This window comes from Pseudomonas syringae (assembly GCF_002157375.1).
GTDB classification, from domain to species: domain Bacteria; phylum Pseudomonadota; class Gammaproteobacteria; order Pseudomonadales; family Pseudomonadaceae; genus Aquipseudomonas; species Aquipseudomonas syringae_T.
This window is the reverse complement of the sequence record NZ_MTSA01000004.1, coordinates 145,819-165,517: the sequence shown is the minus strand read 5'-3', so window position 1 is coordinate 165,517 and position 19,699 is coordinate 145,819. Positions and strand designations below refer to the sequence as shown.

Here is a 19,699-nt window from a genome sequence, read left to right as displayed (position 1 = left end):
GTCAGGCGCTCAGGGCAAGGTCTGGTCGAGCGACGGCGTCTGCATTGCAGATGCTTTCGATGACTTCGTAGGTAGGACGCAGGCTTTCGAAGCTGGCTTCATAAGCGGTGTTGGTGCGAATGGCGTGGAAGAACTTTTCCAGCTCGCCGAAATAGCCGCTGCGCTCGTAACCGGAGTCGAGCGGCCCTGGCTGCCATGCGCCTCTCCAGCGTTTGCCCGGACCGGTGGCGCTGGTGCCGTGTTCCGGCTCGTGCATGGTGATGTTCCACAGATTGTTGAGCTCGACCATCATTGAGTTGGAGCTGACAATCTTCATGTCGAATTCGAAGTAGGGGAACATGGTTCCGCTGAGCAGGCTGACGCTGGCGCCGGTGGTGAACTGCAGTTCCAGACTGACCAGCAGTGAATCGCCATGACGCTGCACGCGTGACTCGATATCGCGCAATTCACCGCCGCCGAACGTGACGCCCAGGTCGATGGTGTGAATGGCTTGCGCAAGCAGAAACGATCTCAACGTCGAGTCGAGGCCCCAGAGTGGCGAGGTGGGCTTGCTGGCGTAGTGGTTGAGCTGGATATGCACGATCTTGCCGAATTGCTCGGCGCTGGTCATCTGCCGCAATTGTTGCATGGGTTTGGCAAATTTGAAGTTCATGCCGACGCCGGTGATCACCTTCGAGCGATGACTGGCATCGATCAGTTCCTCCAGTTCGGCGAGGGTGAAGCAGGGTGGCTTCTCGACAAAGACATGCACCCCTTTGGCCATCGCCTTGAAAGACAGGTCGCGGTGAGCCTGAGGCGGGCAGGCCATGACAACGGCATCCAGTTCAACGGCGGCAAGCATCTCGTCGAAATTGTCCGTGATCGTCACATTCGAGACGAAACGGTTGATCTGCTCGGCCCTGACGCGGTCGCTGTCGCAGACCGCAACGATACGAATGTCCGGCATTTGCAGAAGCGTGGGCAGCAGATTTTCCTGCATCTGTGCGCCGAGGCCAACGATACCAACTTTGAGTCCAGTCATCTTCATCTCCGTCTTGAAAAGTCAGGTGGTTTTCATTGAAAAGCAGTGCATTGAAAACAGTGGCAGTCGAAAACACGAACGCGCGCGTACACGCATCCCTTTCCGGGCTGCCGGTGGGCAATCCGAATGCATTCAGCGTTCGTCGTAAGTCGGTAGATCAGGCAGCCGTGCCCTAATGAAGCAGGGCACTCAGGCAGCCGGGGCTGCTGTTGCTCAGTACAGGCAAGCCCGTGACTGACGTCATTGCGTCAGGGGCATTTGTCGTTTCCAGCGGCAACCGACCGAACGGGTTGCGCATCAGGGCGTGAGGAGGGAGGTCGAGCGGGTTGAAGTTGAAAAAGCGGGAACGCAGGACGTTTTTATTGTTCTGACTGATTCCGGGCAGGGTGAACACCCTTGCAGCATGCTCATGAAATGCGTTGAGCGGGGAGTGGTAGCGTTCTTTAGGGCAAGCATTCATAAAACGAATCCTCCTTGAGCAACGGGTTCTTCCCTGTTACGCCAACTGCCCCAGTTGAGGTCATTGGCGAAAGTTATCCGCACTAACTAAGTGCGGGACCGAATCTACCCCAGCGGTTTTGGCGTGGCAATAACAGGTCCTAGACCAAAAAATCATAAAGAAAGGTTATTTGAATTATGCTTTGGTATTACGTGACAAAAAGGTTCCTTGAATACTTTTGATCTGTAAGGGTTTTTTTGATTTTGTGCAATAACTACTGGCTTTATGCCGTGTTTGAATACGACTATTATTCATATTTCAAATGGGCAGTCGCGTACCAAGTCAGTCATCGCATATCATATGTTTGTTTAACTAATGAGTTGGCGGACTGGTGCAGTTTTCGGAATGCCACGGTCCGCCTCGACAAGGAGCATGCATGACCTCTTTCAGCACCGCGGCCCAGGATGCCAAGGCTCGGGCGGAACAGTCTTCTACACGTATCGCGTTTTTCATTGCCGGGTTCAGCGTGGCGTCATGGGCGCCGCTGGTGCCTTACGTCAAACAGCGCATGGGCCTGGATGAGGGCACGCTCGGTCTCTTGTTATTGTGCCTGGGCGTAGGGTCGATTCTTTCCATGCCGCTGGCGGGTGCGTTGGCGGCACGCTTCGGCTGTCGAAGGTTGCTGGTCTGTTCGACGCTGCTGATCTGCCTGTGCCTGCCGCTGCTGGCGACGGTCTCCAGCCTGCCGCTGCTTATCGCGACGCTGTTTCTGTTCGGTGCGAGCATGGGAGGGGTGGATTGCACCGCGAACGTCCAGGCGGTGATCGTCGAGCGTGCCAGCGGCAAGACCATGATGTCGGGGTTTCACGGCCTGTTCAGTCTTGGCGGCATCGTCGGGGCTGCCGGTGTCGCGGGCCTGCTCAGTCTCGGCATCTCGCCGTTCGTTGCGATGCTGATTGTGGTGGTCCTGACACTGATTGCGCTGGCCAAGGCAGCCCCCAATCTGTTGCCCTACGGCAGCCCCTCCGACGGGCCGGCGTTTGCAATTCCGCGTGGCGTGGTGCTGTTCATCGGGTTGCTGTGCTTTACCGTGTTTCTGGCCGAGGGTGCAATGCTTGACTGGAGCGCGGTGTTCCTGACGTCACTGCGCGGCGTCGAAGCTTCCTATGCGGGCCTGGGTTACGCCGTGTTTGCCGCAACCATGACCCTCGGACGACTGTTTGGCGACGCCGTCGTCAAGCGGGTCGGTTCCAACCGGGTCATTATTCTGGGCGGCTTGTGTGCGGCGGCCGGACTGGCCGTTGCCACGCTGATTCCCGCCTGGCAGGCAGCGTTGCTGGGCTACGCGTTGGTCGGGGCGGGCTGCTCGAACATCGTGCCGGTCTGTTACAGCGCGGTCGGACGGCAGAAAACCATGCCGGAAAGCGTGGCTATCCCGGCGATTACCACCGTCGGTTACGCCGGGATTCTGATCGGGCCTGCGGCCATCGGCTTCATCGCTCATGTCAGCAGCCTTGAACTGGCGTTCATGATTGTCGCTGTGATGCTGCTGGGTGTGGCCATTGGCGGCAGCAAGCTCAGGACCTGATAGGCGCTACAGACGTCGTGCCATCCCCGAAACACGGATCGAACTGCCGGGTTGCTCGGGGATTTCGGCGCGCAGGCGTGATGGGCTGCCCATATCTTCGCCTTGCAGAAGATCAATCGAGCCGCCGTGCGGCCAGCCGATATCGCGCAGATAGCCGCCCAATGCTGCGGTAGCGGCACCGGTGGCCGGATCTTCGTAAACCCCACCGAACGCGAACGGATTGCGGGTATGAAACATCTGATCGCTCTCGGCCCAGACCAGCAAAATGGTCGCCCAACCCTCACGCACCATCACCTCGCGTCCAGCCTGTTGGTCGTAATGCATGGCCTTGAGCGCGGCGCGGCTGTTCAGCGCCAGAAGCAAATGCCCGGCACCGCCATTGATATACGCGGGTGCGATGCGCTCATCCAGATCGCCGTGCGTGTAGCCGAACAAGGCCAGGCTTTCTTCCAGCAACTGCGCGCTGATCGGCTTGCTGAAGGTCGGCGGCGATTGCAGCGCCGCTGACGTCAGGGCGCCTTGGGCATGGCCCTCAACAGTGATTTGCGCCTGATTGAGCGTCAGACTGAACACGCCGTCGCCATGCTGCGCCGCCAGAGCCGCACCCAGCGCGATGGTCGCATGACCACAGAAAGGTACTTCGGCCAGCGGCGAGAAATAACGCACCCGCCAACCGCCTTCTACGGGCGCGGCAAAGACGGTTTCGGAAAACCCGACGTCGGCGGCCATCTGCTGCATGACGACATCGTCAGGCAACAACGCACCTGTCCATACCCCCGCCGGGTTACCGCCCCGGTCCCCATCGCTGAACGCGGCCAGTTTGAGTATTTCAGTGGTCATGGGCGCGAGTCCTTGTCGTGGTCAGTGACGGACAGTGTGCCCTTGGAATGGCTGGATAATCCAGTGAACAGGGTTGATGCCATGCATCAAAAGGGCGGATGCCTGGAGGCGCTGATCACGGTATTCAAAGCGCCTCACATTTGGCCAACCGCCTCGCCACCAGCCGTTCGCGCAGCGTGTCGTAGGCCCAATTGAACAGCAGGGTGTACGGCAGGAACATCAGCAGCAGGCCGATATCCAGCCAGAATGCCGCCATCAGGCTGATCGTCAGCCACCACGCGGCCAGCGGCACGACGGCCAGGATGAGGCCGGCTTCGAAGCCTGCTGCGTGCAGGAGGCGAATGCTCAGGTTCATGGTGAATCCATACCTGTCGCGCAGCCGGTCGAACAGTGCGTTATAGACCATGTTCCAGAGCATGGCGATGGTGGAAATCATCACCGTCATGATGCCCATCATCGCCAGCGAGTGACCCATCAGCCAGGCGAGCAACGGCGCAACCAGTATCACGCCGCCGATTTCGAAGAGAGTGGCATGCAGCGCGCGTTCACGGATGGATTTATGGGGGACGGCGGGCCGATATTCCGTGTGTTGGTGACCGTGACTCATGATCAGACTGTCCTTGAGGCTCAAACGTGGCAGCATTGTCATCGGTGTTTGCGTTAATCTGAAAATCGTTACCATCGGTAAAGCCGATAAGAGGCTGTCATGAGTTATTCACCCGAAGCGCTTGAAGCGTTTGCCCAGATCGCAGCATTGGGTTCATTCAGTGCTGCCGCGCGCCGTCTGGGCAAGAGTCAGTCGACCATCAGTGAGGCGATCTCCCGGCTGGAAATCGATCTGGGGCTGGAATTGTTCGACCGCTCTTCGCGACAACCGGTCCTTACTGAAGCCGGCAGGGTCATGCTCGGCCGGGTCGATGACCTGCTGTGTGCTTCAGACCGGCTGCGCCGTGCGGCTGCGAGGCTGTCGGCCGGTGTCGAGCCGCGGCTGACACTGGTGCTGTCCGATGCCAATCAGTTTGCGGATTTCGAGCGGCTGATGACTGAGCTGGACCAGCGCTTCCCGGAGCTGGAAATGGAGTGCGTATTCGCCGAGCACGGTGATGCGATCAGCCTGGTGCAATCCGGCAGGGCATCGCTGGGGCTGCTGTCGGCGCAGGCCAGCTATCCGCCTGAAATCGGCCATGCAACCATCACTGAAAGTGCCGATTTCGGCCTGTTCGTTTCGCACACGCATCCGCTCGCCGCGCTGGAGAGGGTCGATTATCAGCAACTGGCCCGTTATCGCGCATTGCGCCTCAATACCCTGGTGGAGCACAGCATCCCCACAGATGACCTGCCCACCAGCGGCCATCGTCACTGGTCGGCGCCCAATTACCTGCTGTTGATGGACATGGCCGCTTTTGGTTTCGGCTGGTCGGCGTTGCCGCGCTGGCTGGTGTCGCGCTATTCCGGCGGCCTGCTGAAGGAACTGCAGGTTTCTGGATGGCCGCGTCGCTCGGCAGTGGACATCATCTGGTCGTTCCAGCGCAGCCTGGGCCCGGCGGGTGCCTGGTTGCTGGACTCGCTGGTGCCCTTTGCTGGCGAGTGACACCAGCTTGCGACCGGCAACCTTCGTAAGGTTTCGTCGATAAAACTCGGAAGGGTCTGACAGACCATAGCGGGCCTCTCCTTTAGTTTTGTCACCCCCCGGCTTCAGCCGGCATGGTGTGACGAATAAAGGATGCCCACATGATTTCCTCTGCACGGCTCGGCGACCAGCATGCCTGCCCGCTTCCCGGCCACGGCATTACGCCGGTCGCCACGGCTTCAGGCGATGTCCTGATCAACGCCCTGAATGCAGCACGGGTTGGAGACCTCTGCGCCTGCGGAGCGGTCATTGTCGCCGGCTTTCCATCGATCCTGCTCAACGGTCGCCCGATGGCTCACCTCGGCAGCCCGACCAGCCACGGCGGCATGTTGATGACCGGCAGCGAGAACGTGGGCGGCGGGTTCGCTGCCGACGCAGGGGCTGGCGCACGCGCAATCGACTTTTCCCGCCTCGGCATTCTGCGGCCCGACGGAACGCTGGACCCGCAGCGGCTAGAGGTGTTGCTGGCTGACCCTGATCTTGCAGGCAAGGCCGAGGCGGCAGGGGCGGTGGTTGACGTCTTTGCGCCGCAGATCAATCCTCAGTGGCCAGAAACGCATGCCTGTATCGATGCGAAAGGTGATGTCGATACGTCACCTGAGAGCGGGACCGATGCAGTCCGGATCAAACCGCGTGCGTCGCATTGACCCTGCAATCCACCCTGTCATCGCAGCGTTGCAGAAAACCCGTTATAAAGTGCCTTCACCTATCCAGCGTACAGGCAATGGGCATGGCATTCGACTGGCACTCTGACCTCATCACGCGTGACACCCCGGTGGACAGCCACTATCGGAACACGCAGAACGTTCGGCGTTTCATGACCGGGCAGTGCGGCGCCTCATTCAGGTTCGACCGGGCCTTCATGGGCTGGATCAAGGACGGGACGCCCAAAAGCATGGGGCAGGTGGCGGACGAATGGCTGCGGATTCAGTCGCGAGCGACGTGAGCCGAACCTCCCGTTGTCCGTGACAGGCAGGCCAGCGCCGTTCAGCGAGTGGGCAGTGCCTGGAACTCACCTTTGGACAAGCCCTGCACATCGTTGCCCATGCTGTCACGGATGCTCAGGTCCGCGCCTTTGTCGGTCAATGCCTTGAGCACTTCGGTGCGCTTGAAAAGGGCCGCGTACATGGCAGCAGTCTGTCCGGCATTGTTGGTCAGGTCGGGGCCGCAGTCGGCCTGAACCAGACGCTTGGCGATGCTCAGTTCACCTTTGAAAATCGCGCCCATCAGTGCGGTATTGCCGCGATTGTCTTTGGCGCAAGGGTCCGCACCAGCGTCGATCAGCCTCACCACCGAGTCTTCATGACCGTGATACGCCGCCAGAATCAGGCCGGTGTAGCCTTGTTCGTCACGCACATTGAGGTCGTAATGGGCCTCGATGAAGGTATCGAGCATGGGGTTGTTGCCTTCGCGGGAAGCGTCGAAAAACAGGCTGCGCAGTTGGCTGGCCGTCTGCTCCGCCGTCAGATTCGCGGGGGGTGTCGGTTGCGTTGCACTGGCGGCTGCCGCAAACAGCAGCAGACCGTAGAAGAGGTTTTTCACGGGTGTTCTCCAGGCCAGACCCGCTCCGCCGCACACGGCAGCGAAGCGGGAATCAGCTCATCAGTCTTTCAGGCTGGCAGCCAGCGACTTGACCTTGGCCAGATCGCCTTTGGCCACTTCGGTAACCCGAGTGCCGTAGGTTGGATCTGCCTTGTAGAGGAACGACAGCATGATGTTCTTGCTTTCAGTGTCAGTGTCGGCCAGTGACTCACCGAAGCTCTGCACCAGATCGGTCTGCTCTTTCGGCGTGTAGGAACGGTACAGATCACCTGCCTGCTTGAAGTTCTGCTCACGCGTGATCTTCGCCTGCTGGGTGGTGCCGCTCAACGGCAGCTCGCTGTAGCGCGCCTTGTCGTCGGATGGGCGTGGTTCCAGACGGCTCGGCTCGTAGTTCACGCCGCTGGTGGTATGACCGCTGTTCATGGCGCCGTCCTGGTTGCCGTTGTTCACTGCAACTTTAGGCTGGTTGACCGGCAGGCTCAGCCCGTTCGCGCCCAGACGGTACATCTGGGTATCGGCGTAGGAGAACACACGACCCTGCAACAGACGGTCCTCGGAAGGCTCGATGCCTGGCACCAGGTTGGCCGGGGCCATAGCGACTTGCTCGGTTTCCTGGAAGAAGTTGTCGACGTTCTTGTTCAGCACCATCTGACCGATTTTCTTTTCCGGGACGTCAGGCCAGATCTTGGTGGCGTCCAGTGGGTCGAACTCGAACTTGGCCAGGTCTTCAGGCTTCAGAACCTGGATGTACAGGTCCCATTTCGGGAAATCACCTTTCTTGATCGCGCCGACCAGATCGTTGGTCAGGTGGCTGTAGTCCTTGGACTGGACCTCGGCGACTTGTTTCGGGTCAAGGTTCTTGAGGCCTTGCAGCGACTTCCAGTGGAACTTGACGTAATGCACTTCACCTTTGGCGTTGACCAGTTTGTAGGCGTGGACGCCGTTACCGTCCATGAAGCGATAACCCGCCGGGGTGCCTTCGTTGGAATACAGCAGGGTCAACGTGCGAGTGGCTTCCGGAACGTGCGAGAAGAAGTCGAAGCGACGCGAGTCGTTGTCCAGGTTGGTGCGCGGGTCAGGTTTGAACGCATGCACCATGTCCGGAAATTTGATGGCATCGCGGATGAAGAAGGTCGGGAAGTTGTTGCCCACCAGGTCCCAGTTACCGTCAGCCGTGTAGAACTTGGTTGCAAAACCATGAGGGTCGCGCAGTGTTTCAGGCGAGTGGTTGCCGTGAACCACGGAGGAGAAGCGGACGAATACCGGGGTTTTTTCACCGGATTTGAAAACGGTCGCCTTGCTCAGGTCGCTGATATCAGCCGATGACGTGAACTCGCCTTTGACGCCTGTGCCGCGTGCGTGAACGACACGCTCAGGAATGCGTTCGCGGTCAAAGCGCTGCAGCTTCTGCAGCAACTGCACATCTTGCAGCAGGACAGGCCCTTGGGCGCCTGCAGTCTGGGAGTTCTGATTGTCTCCGACCTCTGCGCCGTTGTCGCGGGTCAGGGTGTCCGCTGCATAGGCAGCAGGAATGCTGATAAGGCCGGCGGCTGTTAAATGAACCACGTGTCTGGACCAGTTTAATAACGGCATTTTTGAATCCCTCATATTTTTTTAGTAGGCCGGATAATCTTATGCGCGAGCGGGCAGCGCGGTGATTGGAAAAATGCATGGGGTTGATTGAGATAAATAGTTACTGAGCGTGGGAACTGCAATTGAGTGCCCATCGGCCGTCAGGGCGTTAAATAGGTAAGGGGACAGCGTGTACCGGGCTTTCGACCTCGGTATAAAGACGGCTTTAGTTTCATACCTGACTGAAAATAAAGGTATTTATAATGTATTTCGATTGTCATAAGACGGATGTTTATGGGACATGCGGGTGACGTGATTGTCCTTATTTTCAACTTTTTTAGTCGCTTGCCATGTTCTGATGCTACGACAGGTTCTGGAACAGACGTACCGTTTTATGACTAAAAAGCGAGCGTTGATTAGTGGCTATTTGATGCTGTTTAACACCGTGTTTTCCCTGTGTGCTCAACCGAGCCATTCGCAATAAGTCCCGGCATAAAACAATGACATCAAGATGACATTGCGTCTTTGGCCAGCCTGACGCGCTATTATGTTGCGCCTGCCTTCAAAGGCAACGTCCTGGTTTCCGGAGCCCTTCGTCCCATGCCCACCGTCATGCTGTTGCAAACCCCTCCACCCGAATTCATTCGCAGTCAGATCCAGCAAATGGTCGTAGATTACGTGACTGACATCAGCATGGTGGCCATCGCGCCGAGCAACCCGTTGTACAACCTCTATCAGTACGGCGTGGGGTACGAGGTGCATCTGTACCTCAACGCGATGGACGGCTCACAAAACCTGACCGTCGAATTGATCGTCGCGCTGGACGATGATGATCCTGAAACCGTATTGGGTTTTTTGCTGTATCTGCCCGTCCAGAATGACCCGCAGGCCTGCGCCGTGGCGTATATGGCAGTACGTGATAGCCATCGCCGTCAGGGTGTTGCCCGTTCGATGCTGAACAAGATGACTGATCGTTACCCGCATGCGGAGCTGTACTGCGTGGTGGCTAAAGTGCCGTATTTCGAGGCGATGGGCTTCCGGGTGCTGGGCGCGCGCGGCCCGCAAGTGATCATGAACACCCGCGACCACGGCACTGACGGCCTGCTCGCGGTCATGGACATCGCACCGATCTACAGCTCGGTGGAGGTGCGTCAGATCCACGCCTATCTGCTCAAGCAGCATGGCAACAAGGCAATGGTCGATGCGGAGAAGCAGCGTGATCGTCATCTCGACCGCATGGCGCGTGAAGCCAAGGCCTTCGCCGGGCAGCGTACCGGCAGTACTGAGCTGCCGGGCACGGCTCCAGCGCCTTTTCGGCTGCACTGAAGGCGAAGGCATCATGGATGCCCGGACGATGGAGTAGACGCGAAAACGCCATTTGTCAAAGCCGTGCATCAAATAAGGGAAAGGATGTGGAACGAAATGCAATGCAGTGAAGTCATTATGACATCACTGCTATTCCATAACCTTTCGGCACGGATGTCATCCCTTATTCGTTTCAGGTAAGCCTCATGAATTTCCTGCGTCAGTCCAAGTTTTCTACCAAGCTTCTCTCGGCATTCATCGCCTGTGCATTGATCACGCTGGCCGTTGGCGGTCTTGGCATGACGGGTGTCACACGCCTCGCTAACGCCTTGGAGCTGACTTTTTCCAATAACCTTGTTTCTGTTGGCAACACCAGTGAAACACTGACCAGCCTGACAGCGCATAACCGTGGCCTCTATCGTCTGCTGGATGCGCAGGATGGCGGTGTGCCTGAGGCTGACAAGGAGCGTGTTCGCCAGGCATTGGGCGAAGATCTGGCGCGTGCTCAGAAAGTTTTCGCCATCTACCGTGCCACGCCACTGGAAGATGACGAGCGTGTTGCTGGCGATCAGCTTGAGCAAATGTTGCCTGGCTATGTCGCCGGCGCTCAGCAGGTGGTGGAGCTGATGAGGGCCGGCGATAACGCCAACGCACGCGCTCGTTTGAATACGCTTTCTTCTGAAGGTTTTTCGAAGGCGCGTGGTTACCTGCGCACGATGATCGACTCCAACAATCGTCAGATCAAGGAAGGAGCGATAGCCGCTGCCAGACTGAAGGAAAACTCGGTGATGATGCTGGAAGTCGGTGTGGTCATCGCGTTTCTGGTCGCGATCATGCTGGGCATTATGATCACACGCATGATCACTCGTCCGCTGGCGGTAGCAGTGGCCAGTGCTCAGCGCATTGCGGGCGGTGACCTGACCCAACCCATCGTTTCTGATCGTGGTGATGAGGCCGGGCAATTGCTGGATGCGCTGTCCAATATGCAGACCGGCCTGAAAAGTACGATTCAGCAGATTGCCAGTGCCTCGGACCAGCTCGCTTCGGCGGCCGAAGAACTGAGCGCGGTCACCGACGAGAGCACTCGCGGTCTGACGCGCCAGAACGACGAAATCCAGCAGGCGGCCACTGCCGTCAATGAGATGACGGCTGCGGTTGAGGAAGTGGCGCGCAATGCGGTGTCGACGTCCGAGGCGTCGAAGACGGCGACCGATGATGCGATCGATGGTCGTGGTCAGGTGGACCACACGGTCAAAGGCATCACCACGATGGTCCATGAGATTACCGAGTCAACAGGCGCTGTTTCCGAGCTGGCCGGGCATGTCCGGGAAATCAGCAAGGTGCTCGATGTGATTCGCAGCATTGCCGAGCAGACCAACCTGCTGGCGCTCAACGCCGCCATCGAGGCCGCGCGTGCGGGCGAGCAGGGTCGCGGCTTTGCGGTCGTGGCTGATGAGGTTCGTGCTCTGGCGCACCGCACTCAGGCATCGACGGTGGAGATCGAAGGGATGATCAGCACGGTGCAATCCGGTGCCGATGGTGCTGTCGCTGCAATGGGCAAAAGCCTGACGCTGGCGACCGATACTCAGGAACTGGCCCTGCGTGCCGGTGCTGCGCTGGAGAAAATCACCCAGGGTGTGGCAACCATCAACGAACGCAACATGGTTATCGCCTCTGCGTCCGAAGAGCAGGCTCAGGTCGCTCGCGAGGTGGACCGTAACCTGATCAACATTCAGGACCTGTCGACCCAGAGCGCGGCTGGCGCCAATCAGACCAGCGCGTCGAGCCAGGAATTGTCGCGTCTTGCCACCTCGTTCAACCTGCTGGTTGCCAACTTCAAGCTTTAAAAACGTCTTCGCACAGGCGCTTGTCTGGCGCACGTCTTCTCGCCTGCCGGCCATGAAATTCCGGTCAGGCATGAAAAAAGGCGTTGCGCCCGACCGGGTGGTATCGCGCATCATAGGCGTACTCAGCCCGAGAGAGACATTTTCATGCCTGTCATTTTCCACACCCTGCGCCTGTCGCTCCTGAGCGTTTCGCTGTCACTTTTTGGCGTGCTGTCCCTTGGAATGTTTGCCAGTCATGCAGTGGCCAGCGATGAGACGCAACTGGTCGAATCCCTTAATACCTATCGCGGTCAGGCGCAACGCTGTGGCGAGCAGGTGTCGATGGAGCTGCCGCCACTCACCAGTGACCCGCGTCTGGTATTGCCCGCCAATGGCAATCTGGATTTGCAACAGGCGCTGACGCGCGCTGCCTATCCGATGGTTACCGTGCAGGCGATCAGCCTGTCCGGACCGCGTGATGCCGCTTCGGCCCTGAAAGCCGTGCAAGAGAGTTTCTGCCGTGTTGTGCTCGACCCGCAATTCGTCGACATCGGGGTCAGCCGGGAAGGGCGCGACTGGCGCATTGTGCTGGCGCGTTCTCTGGTGGCATCGCGTCTGGGGGACTGGCAGGCGGAAGGGCAAAAAATCCTTGAAATGGTCAATGTTGCCCGAAATCAGCCACGCCAGTGCGGGCCGCAGTCCTTTGCCGCGACCACGCCTTTGGCCTGGAACCTGGTTCTGGGCACCGCCGCTCAAGCGCATTCACAGGCGATGGCCAATCAGAACTTTTTTGACCACAAGGATCACGACGGCCGAACGCCCGGCGATCGCGCCGAGCTGGCCGGGTACGTCGGTCAGCAGGTCGGCGAGAATATCGCCGCCGGCCAGGACACCGCCCGCAAGGTGGTCGACGGCTGGCTGGCCAGCCCTGGCCACTGCGCCAATCTGATGAACCCCGGTTATCGCGAGTTGGGTGCCGCCTACGCAATGGACCCCAAAAGCGATGCCGGGATTTACTGGACGGCGATGTTCGGCACGCAGCAGTGAAGTTTTTCGTGTGCTGCGGCTGCCAGCCCGGACGTTAGGTTCTGTATGAAAAGTCGGTGAGCGAACAAAAACAGGTGAGGAAACGGAGTCTAGGTGTTGTCAATGAGCATTCCGAGTGGACTCGCATCCGAGCCTGTTTTTAACGCCGCATCACCGAGCGCAGCCACTTTTCGTACAGAGCCTAAAAACGGAACGCCTGACGCCCGATCAACAGCCATTGGCCGTTCTGTTTCTGCCAGATCTGGAAGTTCTCGATCTCGGTCGGCACAACCTTGCCGCTGTTGACCGCTTGTGCCGAGAAGTGATTGCGCACCAGGGCCACATCGCCGGAGAGGGTAATTTTCTGATTGAGCATCTTCAGCTCATTGAACGCGCTCTTGCCGGTTTCGATGTCAGCAATGAATGCCTGTTTGTCCTGGATCGTGCCGCTGGAGTGACCGTAGGTCAGATTATCGGCGGTCAGCGCGTTCAGTTGCGGTATGTCCTTGTGCCACATGGCTTGGGTCAGCTTGTCTACGGCGCTGGCCACGTCGGCTTCATCGGAGGTTGCGGCATTGACGTACCCGGTAAACAGGCACAGAAAACCTATCAGCAGTGTGAGCTTCTTCATGTGTGTCCCTTTTCTTGTCGTTGTCGGTCGGGCATAACTGACAGGTGATTAATTCATCTGTCGTCGTACAACTTAGAGCAGAGTGAACGGTTCGACAAGTCGATGTGCCGGGCTATGGCTCCCGGCAATCACTGTGAGCTAATCACGCGTGATACTCACCCCGAGCCTGGTCGCGAGCCTCATCATATTGGCCCGATCCAGATTGAGACCTCTCGCTGCCGCCGCCACATTACCGTGGTAATGCATCAAGGCCTGCTCCAGCAGGTCCCTTTTGCAGGCGTCAACCGCTGCACGATAATCCGTAGGCCCGGAGGCGGTTGATGCGGGGGGCTGGGACGGTCTGTTTTCGGCGCTTCCCGCGGACACTGGAAGGTCAAAGTCCTCCCTGGCCAGAACCAGCAAGTCGCTACGGCTCGAACCTGATCGGCGCCCTTTGGCTTTCAGTACTGCCCTGGCAATCTGGTGTTCCAGTTCGCGAATATTGCCGGGCCAGGCGTATTGGCCAAGGGCTGCCTTGGCGTTGGCCGAGAACCTGACCGGGGGCAGCGCAACCCGCCACCGGTTTTCTTCGGCAAAGGCGCCTGCCAGCAGAAGGATGTCTTCTTTGCGCTCCCTCAGCGGGGGGACTCTCAGCGGGTAAACGCTCAGGCGGTGATACAGGTCTGCACGAAAACGTCCTGCCCGAACTTCCTCGGCCAGGTTCCGGTTGGTGGCCGCCAGCAGGCGGATATCCACGACATGTGTGCTGTCAGACCCCACTCGCTGAAGATGCCCGCCTTGCAGCACCCTGAGCAGCTTTGCCTGAACCGACAAAGGCAGCTCTCCGATTTCATCGAGGAACAGCGTGCCGCCACTGGCCATTTCAAACTTGCCCAGCCGGTTATCGGTGGCCCCCGAAAACGCTCCTTTGACATGACCGAACAGCTCACTTTCCACGAGGTTTTCAGGCAGCGCGGCGCAGTTGACGCTGATCATGGGCTTGTCTGCCCGCCCGGAGTGGTTGTGCAACTGGCGCGCCACAAGCTCTTTGCCGACGCCTGTTTCCCCCGTGATGAGTACCGTCAGTTCACTGGGGGCTACCAGATCGATTTCCGTGAGCAATTGCCTGAAGACTTCACTGTGGCCGATCATTCGTTGTGTCGGACCATGCTGCGCCAACTGATAGGCGTCGGCCCGCTTCCTTTCACCTTCGACGGTACGTGTCAATTCATCGAAATGCGCCGCCGCGACCACAGTGGCGGCGGCCAGACAGGCAAATGTCTCGACGGTCTGCAGGTCGTCTTCAGAGAACTGACCCACCTCCAGCGCATCCAGTGTCAGAACACCCCAGACGTTGTCGTTGATACGCAGCGCGCACCCCATGCAGTCGTGAACCGGCAGAGGGCTGTTCCCGATGAGACCGTCATAGGGGTCGGGGAGGGCGCAGTCGGCGGGAAACAGAATCGCGCCCGGGGCGTCGATAATCGCCTTTAATCGCGGGTGGCTCGCCACCTGGTAATGCCTGGCCATTGCGTCTATGGCCAGCCCCTCCGCAGCTTCGGGGATCAGTACATTGTTTTCGAGACGTAGAACGGCAACGGCATCGGAGGGCACCAGTTTCTGTAGCGCGCTCAACACCCGTTGATAACGACGTTCAGGGGGGATCTCGGCGGTCAGGTCTCCCAGCAGGGGAAGAAGCGCCTGAAGTGCCCGTGACGGATGAGTCTGAATGACCTTTTTTTCCATGATCGAGTCTTTTTGACCTGGTCTTAATGACTCTGTGTGAGCCCTTGATACCTGATTTTACTGGGTTTTTGGCTTGGCATAGCCGTTGCTATGACCATAACACTTACCTGCTCAACGGAGTCCATATGCTCACCCCATCGCAGCACGAAATTATCAAGGCAACCGTCCCCCTTCTTGAAACAGGCGGAGAGGCCCTGACCACTCATTTTTATCAAATCATGCTGGCGGACCACCCCGAAGTCCGGCCCCTGTTCAATCAAGCGCATCAAGCGAACGGAGCACAGCCACGCGCGTTGGCCAATGCGGTCTTGATGTACGCCAGAAATATCGATCGCCTGGAAGATCTGGGGCCGCTTGCGGGCCAGATTGTGAACAAACATGTTGCGCTGCAAATCCTCCCGGAACACTACCCGATCGTCGGCACCTGCCTGTTGCGCGCGATCCGCGAGGTGCTGGGTGAGGACATCGCGACCGATGAAGTGATTGCCGCCTGGGCCGCTGCCTATCAGCAATTGGCCGACATCCTGATCAATGCCGAGGAAGGCGTGTATGAGCGTGTTGCGGCAGCACCGGGCGGATGGCGCGGCGGCCGATTATTCACGGTCGTGCGCAAGGTTGCCGAAAGCAGCGAAATTTCTTCGTTCTATCTGGAGCCGGTGGATGGCAAGCCGGTCATTGCACACACATCAGGCCAGTACATTGGTGTACGTCTGGATATCGACGGCACGGAGATCCGCAGAAACTACTCGTTGTCGGCGCCGGCTTCGGGAACCGGATTGCGTATCAGCGTGAAGCGCGAGCCGGATGGCGTCGCCTCCCGTTACCTGCATGACCGGATGACGGAAGGGGGTGTGCTTGAACTGTTTCCTCCCTCTGGCAACTTCGTTTTGGTAGACGGTACCCGGCCGCTGGTGCTGATCAGTGGTGGCGTGGGGATTACGGCGACACTGGCCATGGCTGAAGAAGCGCTGAAGGCAGGCAAGCGTCAGGTGGTGTTTATTCACTACGCCCGCAATGCCCAAGTGCAAGCCTTCCAGGTGGAACTGGATAACTGGCAGCGGCGCTATCCGCTGTTCGACGCGCACGTGGTTCATGAAGAGGCAAGCGCTGATGCCCGGATCTGCCTCGGCGCGGTGGGCATGCCGTCGATCGAGCATCTGCAGCAATGGATACCGGCAGACCGCGACGTGGAGGCGTACTTTCTGGGTCCCAAGCCTTTCATGGCATTCATGAAACGTACGCTTCGGGAGCTGGGCGTTCCTGAAGCGCAGACCCATTATGAGTTTTTCGGACCTGCTGAAGCATTGGATTGATCAAAACGAAAAAGCGCCCTGGCTTATTTGCCAGGGCGCTTCGGCGTATGTTGCTGGCGAGGACCGGAACTCAGGTTCCGGCCCCCGTATGACTCAAACGCGGAACTGTTTGGTCAGTCGATTCAGGCCTGAAGCCAGGCTCGACAGTTCTGCGGTGGCGATTGCCGTCTGGTTGGAGCCCTCGGACGTCTGGCTGGACAAGTCACGGATGCTGACCAGGCTTCTGTCCACCTCGCGGGCAACCTGAGCCTGTTCTTCGGCGGCGGTGGCGATCATCAGGTTTCGTTCATTGATCTGGCTGATCGACTCTGTAATCTCGAGCAGAGCCTTGCCCGCGCCGTTGGCCATTTCCAGTGTCTTGTGGGCCTGAACGCTGGTCTGTTCCATCGCCGTCACGGCATTGCCGGTGCCGGTCTGAATCGAGCTGACCATCTGTTCGATTTCGCGGGTCGACTGCTGAGTCCGGTGGGCCAGTGCCCGAACTTCGTCCGCGACCACTGCAAAGCCCCGTCCAGCCTCACCGGCGCGAGCAGCCTCGATGGCAGCGTTAAGTGCCAGCAGGTTGGTCTGTTCGGCAATAGCGCGGATCACGTCCAGCACTTTGCTGATGTCCGTTGCCATGGCCGCCAGGCCTTGCACTTCGGTGGAGGTGACTTGCACCTTGGAGACCATCAGGTTGATCGCCGTGACGGTTTCATCGACCTGCGCGCGTCCTGCCATGGCCGCTGTGCTGGACTGAGAGGTGACTTCCGATGCCGAGGCTGCGTTGCTGGCAACCTCTTCAACCGCAGCGCTCATCTGGTTGACGGCAGTGGCCGCCATTTCGATTTCGTTGCTCTGACGCTGAATGGTGCGCGAAGCGTCTTCGGTCACCGCATGCATTTCTTCGGACGTGGCGGCGAGCTGGGTGGAGGAATCACCGATCAGGGTCAATGCACTGCGCAGGTTGGTTTGCATGGCGGCGAGCGCGGCAATCAGCTTGGCAGCCTCGTCAGTACCGTCCAGTGCAATGTCCTTGCTCAGGTCATTGGTGGCGATCCGTTGCGCGATGCTCAACGATTCGCCAATGGGGCCTGTCAGGCTGCGAGTGTACATCCAGGCCAGAAGCAGGGTCGTCAGCACACCCACGGCGATGAATATACCCACCATCCACAAGGTTTGCTGGTACGCCGTGTCTGCTGCATTGCCGGCTTTTTCAGCCTTGGCGTCGTTGATACCGATAAGTTTCTTGAGCGTATTTTCGACCAGATCGGCCGCGCTTTTCATTTCGCCGTTGGAGATGGCGACGGCTGCTTCCAGATTACCGGCGGCCACGAAGGTCAGGTAACGATCCTGCGCCACTTGATAATCGGCGTTCGCTTTGCCGAGCTCGTCGAAAGCCTGACGCCCCTGCGGGGTCACGATCAGCTTGCCCAGAGCATCTGAGTAGCCTGTGATCAGCGAGCGGGACTGTTGAATGTCGCCGAGTGCCTTGGTCTTTCGTTCCTGCGGTTCGATCGGGTTACGGACGCGGGCATTGTTACCCCTGATGCCTACAAACTCCCGATCCAGAGAGGCGAGCAGCTTTACGCTGGGCAGTACGTTGGTTTCAATAAATTTTTCGGCAGCGTTGAGTTCTGCTGATTGACGCAGGGCCAGCAAGCCCAAGGCAATGATCATCAGGCAGAAGACGCCGAAACACAGTGCAGAGCGGGGGGCAAGATTGAGCTTTCGCAACATCATGATGTTTCTCCGGAGTGGGCAAAAGGCTATCGCCCGCTCCCGGATTAACTTGTTCGCAAAATAGTAAGAGAATATTTCAAGGGGGTTGAATAAATTTTAACTTCTAGTTAAGTCGGCCCTGCGAAGCCCAGCGGATCAGTGTTTTTCCATGCCCAGCAGAAACGTATCGACGGCGCGCTCGACCATGCCGCGGATCTGCTCGACGCTTAACGGCATGGGGGCCTGCTGATACAGGCGGATTTCTGTTTCTGCAGTCAGCAGGGCGGTGAGTTGCAGTGCCGCAATATCCGGATCGGTGGTACGCAACTGGCCTCGTTGCATGGCTGAACCCATCAATGTCGCAATCGTCTGCAGGCATTCCCGAGGGCCTGATTCATAGAACATCATGCCGATGTCGGATTGCCCGGATTCAGCCACCACCATGCGGTACACCGCCAACGCGCTGTCATCATTGACCAGTACCATCAACATGCGCTCGCCAAAGCGGGTGAGCAGCGTCCTCAGTTCTATGTCGGCGCCTGTTTCAGGAGGGGTTGCCAGTTCCGAGACCGCCTCGGCCAGGTGCGCCGTTGCCAGCCTGTCGACAACGGCAATGAACAGTTCTTCCTTGGAAGGGAAGTAGCTGTAGATCGTCGCTTTGGAGCCGCCCATTCGCTTGGTCACTTCGTTCATCGAAGCGCGTTCGTAGCCCATTTCGAGGAAAACGCTGGCTGCGGCATCAATGATGGCTTCGCGGCGAGCTTCAGTACGCACCTTCATTTATATCCTTAATCCTCTGGTGAACCGCCTGACACAGGACGTGCAGAATTCTCTAGACTGGAACTGAACCGTTCGGTACGATTTCAATCGGCTCTGTGGAGCTTACTGGAAAAGGAGGCTCAGATAAATGCCGACAGCGGGATGCGCCCTTTATTGTGCTATCTGATGGGCTGCCTTCAGCCATCCATTGCACGAAAGTATTCAATGATGGAGTGAACAGGTCCATGAACATCATCGATTTCAAGCAACCCGTCAAACGCTCTGTTCGTTTCAATACGGCCGCTGTGCCCGTTCTCGAAAAAGTACTGAGCGTCATTTTGAAAACCGATGTTCCGGTGCTCATGGGCATCTGCAGCGACGGTCTGCGCAGCAACAGCATGGTGCTGGGCGGTGAGTTCCAGGCCCAGTATTTCAGCGGTTCAGTGCTTTCCGGCGGCAGCAGTCTGCTGGTCGAGCTGTCATCCGAGCTCGCCATTCTGGAAACCCGTTTCACACTGCTTACCCAGCTCGGCGAGTTGATCAACGTTGAAAACAGAGGCGTGCTGCTCATGGATGAAGCAGGGCAAGAGGAACTTCAGAACGGCACCTGGCCCATCAGTGATGGCCACTACCAATGCACCTGCACCTCGCGCTTTCAAGTCTCTCTTGGCCCTAACGAGTGGCTGGAGAAAAGCGCCTTCATCGCCAAGATCGACTACCTGCACGCTCAAGAAATGCTGATCAGTTTCTACCGAATGAAGTCCTGACGGAGCAGGCCTCT

At 58.4% G+C, this 19,699-nt stretch carries 18 protein-coding genes and 1 pseudogene; 9 read left to right on the top strand and 10 right to left on the bottom strand.

Annotation, left to right across the window (positions count from 1 at the left end):
* Nucleotide 1 precedes the first annotated feature (1 nt).
* Both BW686_RS06070 and BW686_RS06065 read right to left on the bottom strand, forming a co-directional pair.
* Nucleotides 2–1,021: a Gfo/Idh/MocA family protein gene (locus BW686_RS06070; RefSeq protein WP_084915642.1), complete on the bottom strand. Its 1,020-nt coding sequence runs from the start codon at nucleotides 1,019–1,021 to the stop codon at nucleotides 2–4.
* Between the two features lie 172 nt (nucleotides 1,022–1,193).
* Entirely contained in the window at nucleotides 1,194–1,481 is a 288-nt protein-coding gene (locus tag BW686_RS06065; RefSeq protein ID WP_084915386.1) for a hypothetical protein, read from the bottom strand.
* A 415-nt stretch (nucleotides 1,482–1,896) separates the two neighbouring features.
* On the opposite strand from BW686_RS06065, the gene BW686_RS06060 reads away from it, so the two are divergent.
* Nucleotides 1,897–3,048 (top strand): MFS transporter, encoded by a 1,152-nt coding sequence (locus BW686_RS06060; protein WP_084915384.1) that lies wholly within the window; start codon nucleotides 1,897–1,899, stop codon nucleotides 3,046–3,048.
* A 6-nt stretch (nucleotides 3,049–3,054) separates the two neighbouring features.
* Here the strand turns inward: BW686_RS06060 and BW686_RS06055 are convergent, their stop codons facing one another.
* Complete coding sequence (locus BW686_RS06055) at nucleotides 3,055–3,888, bottom strand: PhzF family phenazine biosynthesis protein (RefSeq protein WP_084915381.1); 834 nt, start codon at nucleotides 3,886–3,888, stop codon at nucleotides 3,055–3,057.
* A 124-nt stretch (nucleotides 3,889–4,012) separates the two neighbouring features.
* Nucleotides 4,013–4,495 (bottom strand): multidrug/biocide efflux PACE transporter, encoded by a 483-nt coding sequence (locus BW686_RS06050; RefSeq protein ID WP_084915641.1) that lies wholly within the window; start codon nucleotides 4,493–4,495, stop codon nucleotides 4,013–4,015.
* Nucleotides 4,496–4,594: 99 nt separating this feature from the next.
* Between BW686_RS06050 and BW686_RS06045 the strand changes: the two genes are divergently transcribed.
* The 3 genes and pseudogenes from BW686_RS06045 to BW686_RS06035 all read left to right on the top strand — a co-directional run bounded on the left by BW686_RS06045 (nucleotide 4,595) and on the right by BW686_RS06035 (nucleotide 6,464).
* Nucleotides 4,595–5,479 carry a LysR family transcriptional regulator gene (locus BW686_RS06045; RefSeq protein WP_084915378.1) on the top strand — a complete coding sequence of 295 codons (885 nt, stop codon included), beginning with the start codon at nucleotides 4,595–4,597 and terminating at the stop codon, nucleotides 5,477–5,479.
* 140 nt (nucleotides 5,480–5,619) lie between these two features.
* A pseudogene (locus BW686_RS06040) lies at nucleotides 5,620–6,045 on the top strand (PAAR domain-containing protein); the annotation flags it as partial.
* A 203-nt stretch (nucleotides 6,046–6,248) separates the two neighbouring features.
* Nucleotides 6,249–6,464, top strand: coding sequence for a DUF6434 domain-containing protein (locus tag BW686_RS06035; RefSeq protein WP_084915372.1), 216 nt, complete (start codon nucleotides 6,249–6,251; stop codon nucleotides 6,462–6,464).
* Between the two features lie 41 nt (nucleotides 6,465–6,505).
* Here the strand turns inward: BW686_RS06035 and BW686_RS06030 are convergent, their stop codons facing one another.
* Nucleotides 6,506–7,060 carry an ankyrin repeat domain-containing protein gene (locus tag BW686_RS06030; RefSeq protein WP_084915369.1) on the bottom strand — a complete coding sequence of 185 codons (555 nt, stop codon included), beginning with the start codon at nucleotides 7,058–7,060 and terminating at the stop codon, nucleotides 6,506–6,508.
* Between the two features lie 60 nt (nucleotides 7,061–7,120).
* Complete coding sequence (katB, locus tag BW686_RS06025; RefSeq protein WP_373270984.1) at nucleotides 7,121–8,668, bottom strand: catalase KatB; 1,548 nt, start codon at nucleotides 8,666–8,668, stop codon at nucleotides 7,121–7,123.
* 564 nt (nucleotides 8,669–9,232) lie between these two features.
* On the opposite strand from katB, the gene BW686_RS06020 reads away from it, so the two are divergent.
* The 3 genes from BW686_RS06020 (at nucleotide 9,233) to BW686_RS06010 (ending at nucleotide 12,810) form a co-directional block, all read left to right on the top strand.
* Complete coding sequence (locus BW686_RS06020) at nucleotides 9,233–9,958, top strand: GNAT family N-acetyltransferase (RefSeq protein WP_084915640.1); 726 nt, start codon at nucleotides 9,233–9,235, stop codon at nucleotides 9,956–9,958.
* A gap of 185 nt (nucleotides 9,959–10,143) precedes the next feature.
* Nucleotides 10,144–11,784: a methyl-accepting chemotaxis protein gene (locus BW686_RS06015; protein WP_084915364.1), complete on the top strand. Its 1,641-nt coding sequence runs from the start codon at nucleotides 10,144–10,146 to the stop codon at nucleotides 11,782–11,784.
* Nucleotides 11,785–11,928: 144 nt separating this feature from the next.
* Nucleotides 11,929–12,810, top strand: a complete 882-nt coding sequence (locus tag BW686_RS06010) for a CAP domain-containing protein (protein ID WP_084915361.1) — start codon at nucleotides 11,929–11,931, stop codon at nucleotides 12,808–12,810.
* A 181-nt stretch (nucleotides 12,811–12,991) separates the two neighbouring features.
* Here BW686_RS06010 and BW686_RS06005 read toward each other — a convergent pair whose 3' ends face one another.
* Complete coding sequence (locus tag BW686_RS06005; RefSeq protein WP_084915359.1) at nucleotides 12,992–13,420, bottom strand: nuclear transport factor 2 family protein; 429 nt, start codon at nucleotides 13,418–13,420, stop codon at nucleotides 12,992–12,994.
* A gap of 138 nt (nucleotides 13,421–13,558) precedes the next feature.
* Nucleotides 13,559–15,145 (bottom strand): nitric oxide reductase transcriptional regulator NorR, encoded by a 1,587-nt coding sequence (gene norR / locus BW686_RS06000; RefSeq protein WP_084915357.1) that lies wholly within the window; start codon nucleotides 15,143–15,145, stop codon nucleotides 13,559–13,561.
* A gap of 125 nt (nucleotides 15,146–15,270) precedes the next feature.
* Here norR and hmpA point away from each other — a divergent pair, with 125 nt between their 5' ends.
* The gene (gene hmpA, locus BW686_RS05995) at nucleotides 15,271–16,458 is read left to right on the top strand and encodes an NO-inducible flavohemoprotein (RefSeq protein WP_084915354.1); all 1,188 of its coding nucleotides are present in this window, start codon (nucleotides 15,271–15,273) and stop codon (nucleotides 16,456–16,458) included.
* A gap of 93 nt (nucleotides 16,459–16,551) precedes the next feature.
* On the opposite strand, the gene BW686_RS05990 is transcribed toward hmpA, so the two are convergent.
* Together BW686_RS05990 and BW686_RS05985 are read right to left on the bottom strand one after the other, a co-directional pair.
* Nucleotides 16,552–18,177, bottom strand: coding sequence for a methyl-accepting chemotaxis protein (locus BW686_RS05990; RefSeq protein WP_373270985.1), 1,626 nt, complete (start codon nucleotides 18,175–18,177; stop codon nucleotides 16,552–16,554).
* A 138-nt stretch (nucleotides 18,178–18,315) separates the two neighbouring features.
* Nucleotides 18,316–18,939 carry a TetR/AcrR family transcriptional regulator gene (locus tag BW686_RS05985; RefSeq protein WP_084915350.1) on the bottom strand — a complete coding sequence of 208 codons (624 nt, stop codon included), beginning with the start codon at nucleotides 18,937–18,939 and terminating at the stop codon, nucleotides 18,316–18,318.
* Between the two features lie 224 nt (nucleotides 18,940–19,163).
* Between BW686_RS05985 and BW686_RS05980 the strand changes: the two genes are divergently transcribed.
* Nucleotides 19,164–19,685 carry a DUF3237 family protein gene (locus BW686_RS05980; RefSeq protein WP_084915348.1) on the top strand — a complete coding sequence of 174 codons (522 nt, stop codon included), beginning with the start codon at nucleotides 19,164–19,166 and terminating at the stop codon, nucleotides 19,683–19,685.
* Nucleotides 19,686–19,699: the final 14 nt, after the last annotated feature.

Coding starts and splice junctions, on each gene's coding strand:
- BW686_RS06070 (WP_084915642.1), bottom strand. CDS start 1,021: ATGACTGGACTCAAAGTTGGTATCGTTGGCCTCGGCGCACAGATGCAG.
- BW686_RS06065 (WP_084915386.1), bottom strand. CDS start 1,481: ATGAATGCTTGCCCTAAAGAACGCTACCACTCCCCGCTCAACGCATTT.
- BW686_RS06060 (WP_084915384.1), top strand. CDS start 1,897: ATGACCTCTTTCAGCACCGCGGCCCAGGATGCCAAGGCTCGGGCGGAA.
- BW686_RS06055 (WP_084915381.1), bottom strand. CDS start 3,888: ATGACCACTGAAATACTCAAACTGGCCGCGTTCAGCGATGGGGACCGG.
- BW686_RS06050 (WP_084915641.1), bottom strand. CDS start 4,495: ATGAGTCACGGTCACCAACACACGGAATATCGGCCCGCCGTCCCCCAT.
- BW686_RS06045 (WP_084915378.1), top strand. CDS start 4,595: ATGAGTTATTCACCCGAAGCGCTTGAAGCGTTTGCCCAGATCGCAGCA.
- BW686_RS06035 (WP_084915372.1), top strand. CDS start 6,249: ATGGCATTCGACTGGCACTCTGACCTCATCACGCGTGACACCCCGGTG.
- katB (WP_373270984.1), bottom strand. CDS start 8,668: ATGAGGGATTCAAAAATGCCGTTATTAAACTGGTCCAGACACGTGGTT.
- BW686_RS06020 (WP_084915640.1), top strand. CDS start 9,233: ATGCCCACCGTCATGCTGTTGCAAACCCCTCCACCCGAATTCATTCGC.
- BW686_RS06015 (WP_084915364.1), top strand. CDS start 10,144: ATGAATTTCCTGCGTCAGTCCAAGTTTTCTACCAAGCTTCTCTCGGCA.
- BW686_RS06010 (WP_084915361.1), top strand. CDS start 11,929: ATGCCTGTCATTTTCCACACCCTGCGCCTGTCGCTCCTGAGCGTTTCG.
- BW686_RS06005 (WP_084915359.1), bottom strand. CDS start 13,420: ATGAAGAAGCTCACACTGCTGATAGGTTTTCTGTGCCTGTTTACCGGG.
- norR (WP_084915357.1), bottom strand. CDS start 15,145: ATGGAAAAAAAGGTCATTCAGACTCATCCGTCACGGGCACTTCAGGCG.
- hmpA (WP_084915354.1), top strand. CDS start 15,271: ATGCTCACCCCATCGCAGCACGAAATTATCAAGGCAACCGTCCCCCTT.
- BW686_RS05990 (WP_373270985.1), bottom strand. CDS start 18,177: ATGTTGCGAAAGCTCAATCTTGCCCCCCGCTCTGCACTGTGTTTCGGC.
- BW686_RS05985 (WP_084915350.1), bottom strand. CDS start 18,939: ATGAAGGTGCGTACTGAAGCTCGCCGCGAAGCCATCATTGATGCCGCA.
- BW686_RS05980 (WP_084915348.1), top strand. CDS start 19,164: ATGAACATCATCGATTTCAAGCAACCCGTCAAACGCTCTGTTCGTTTC.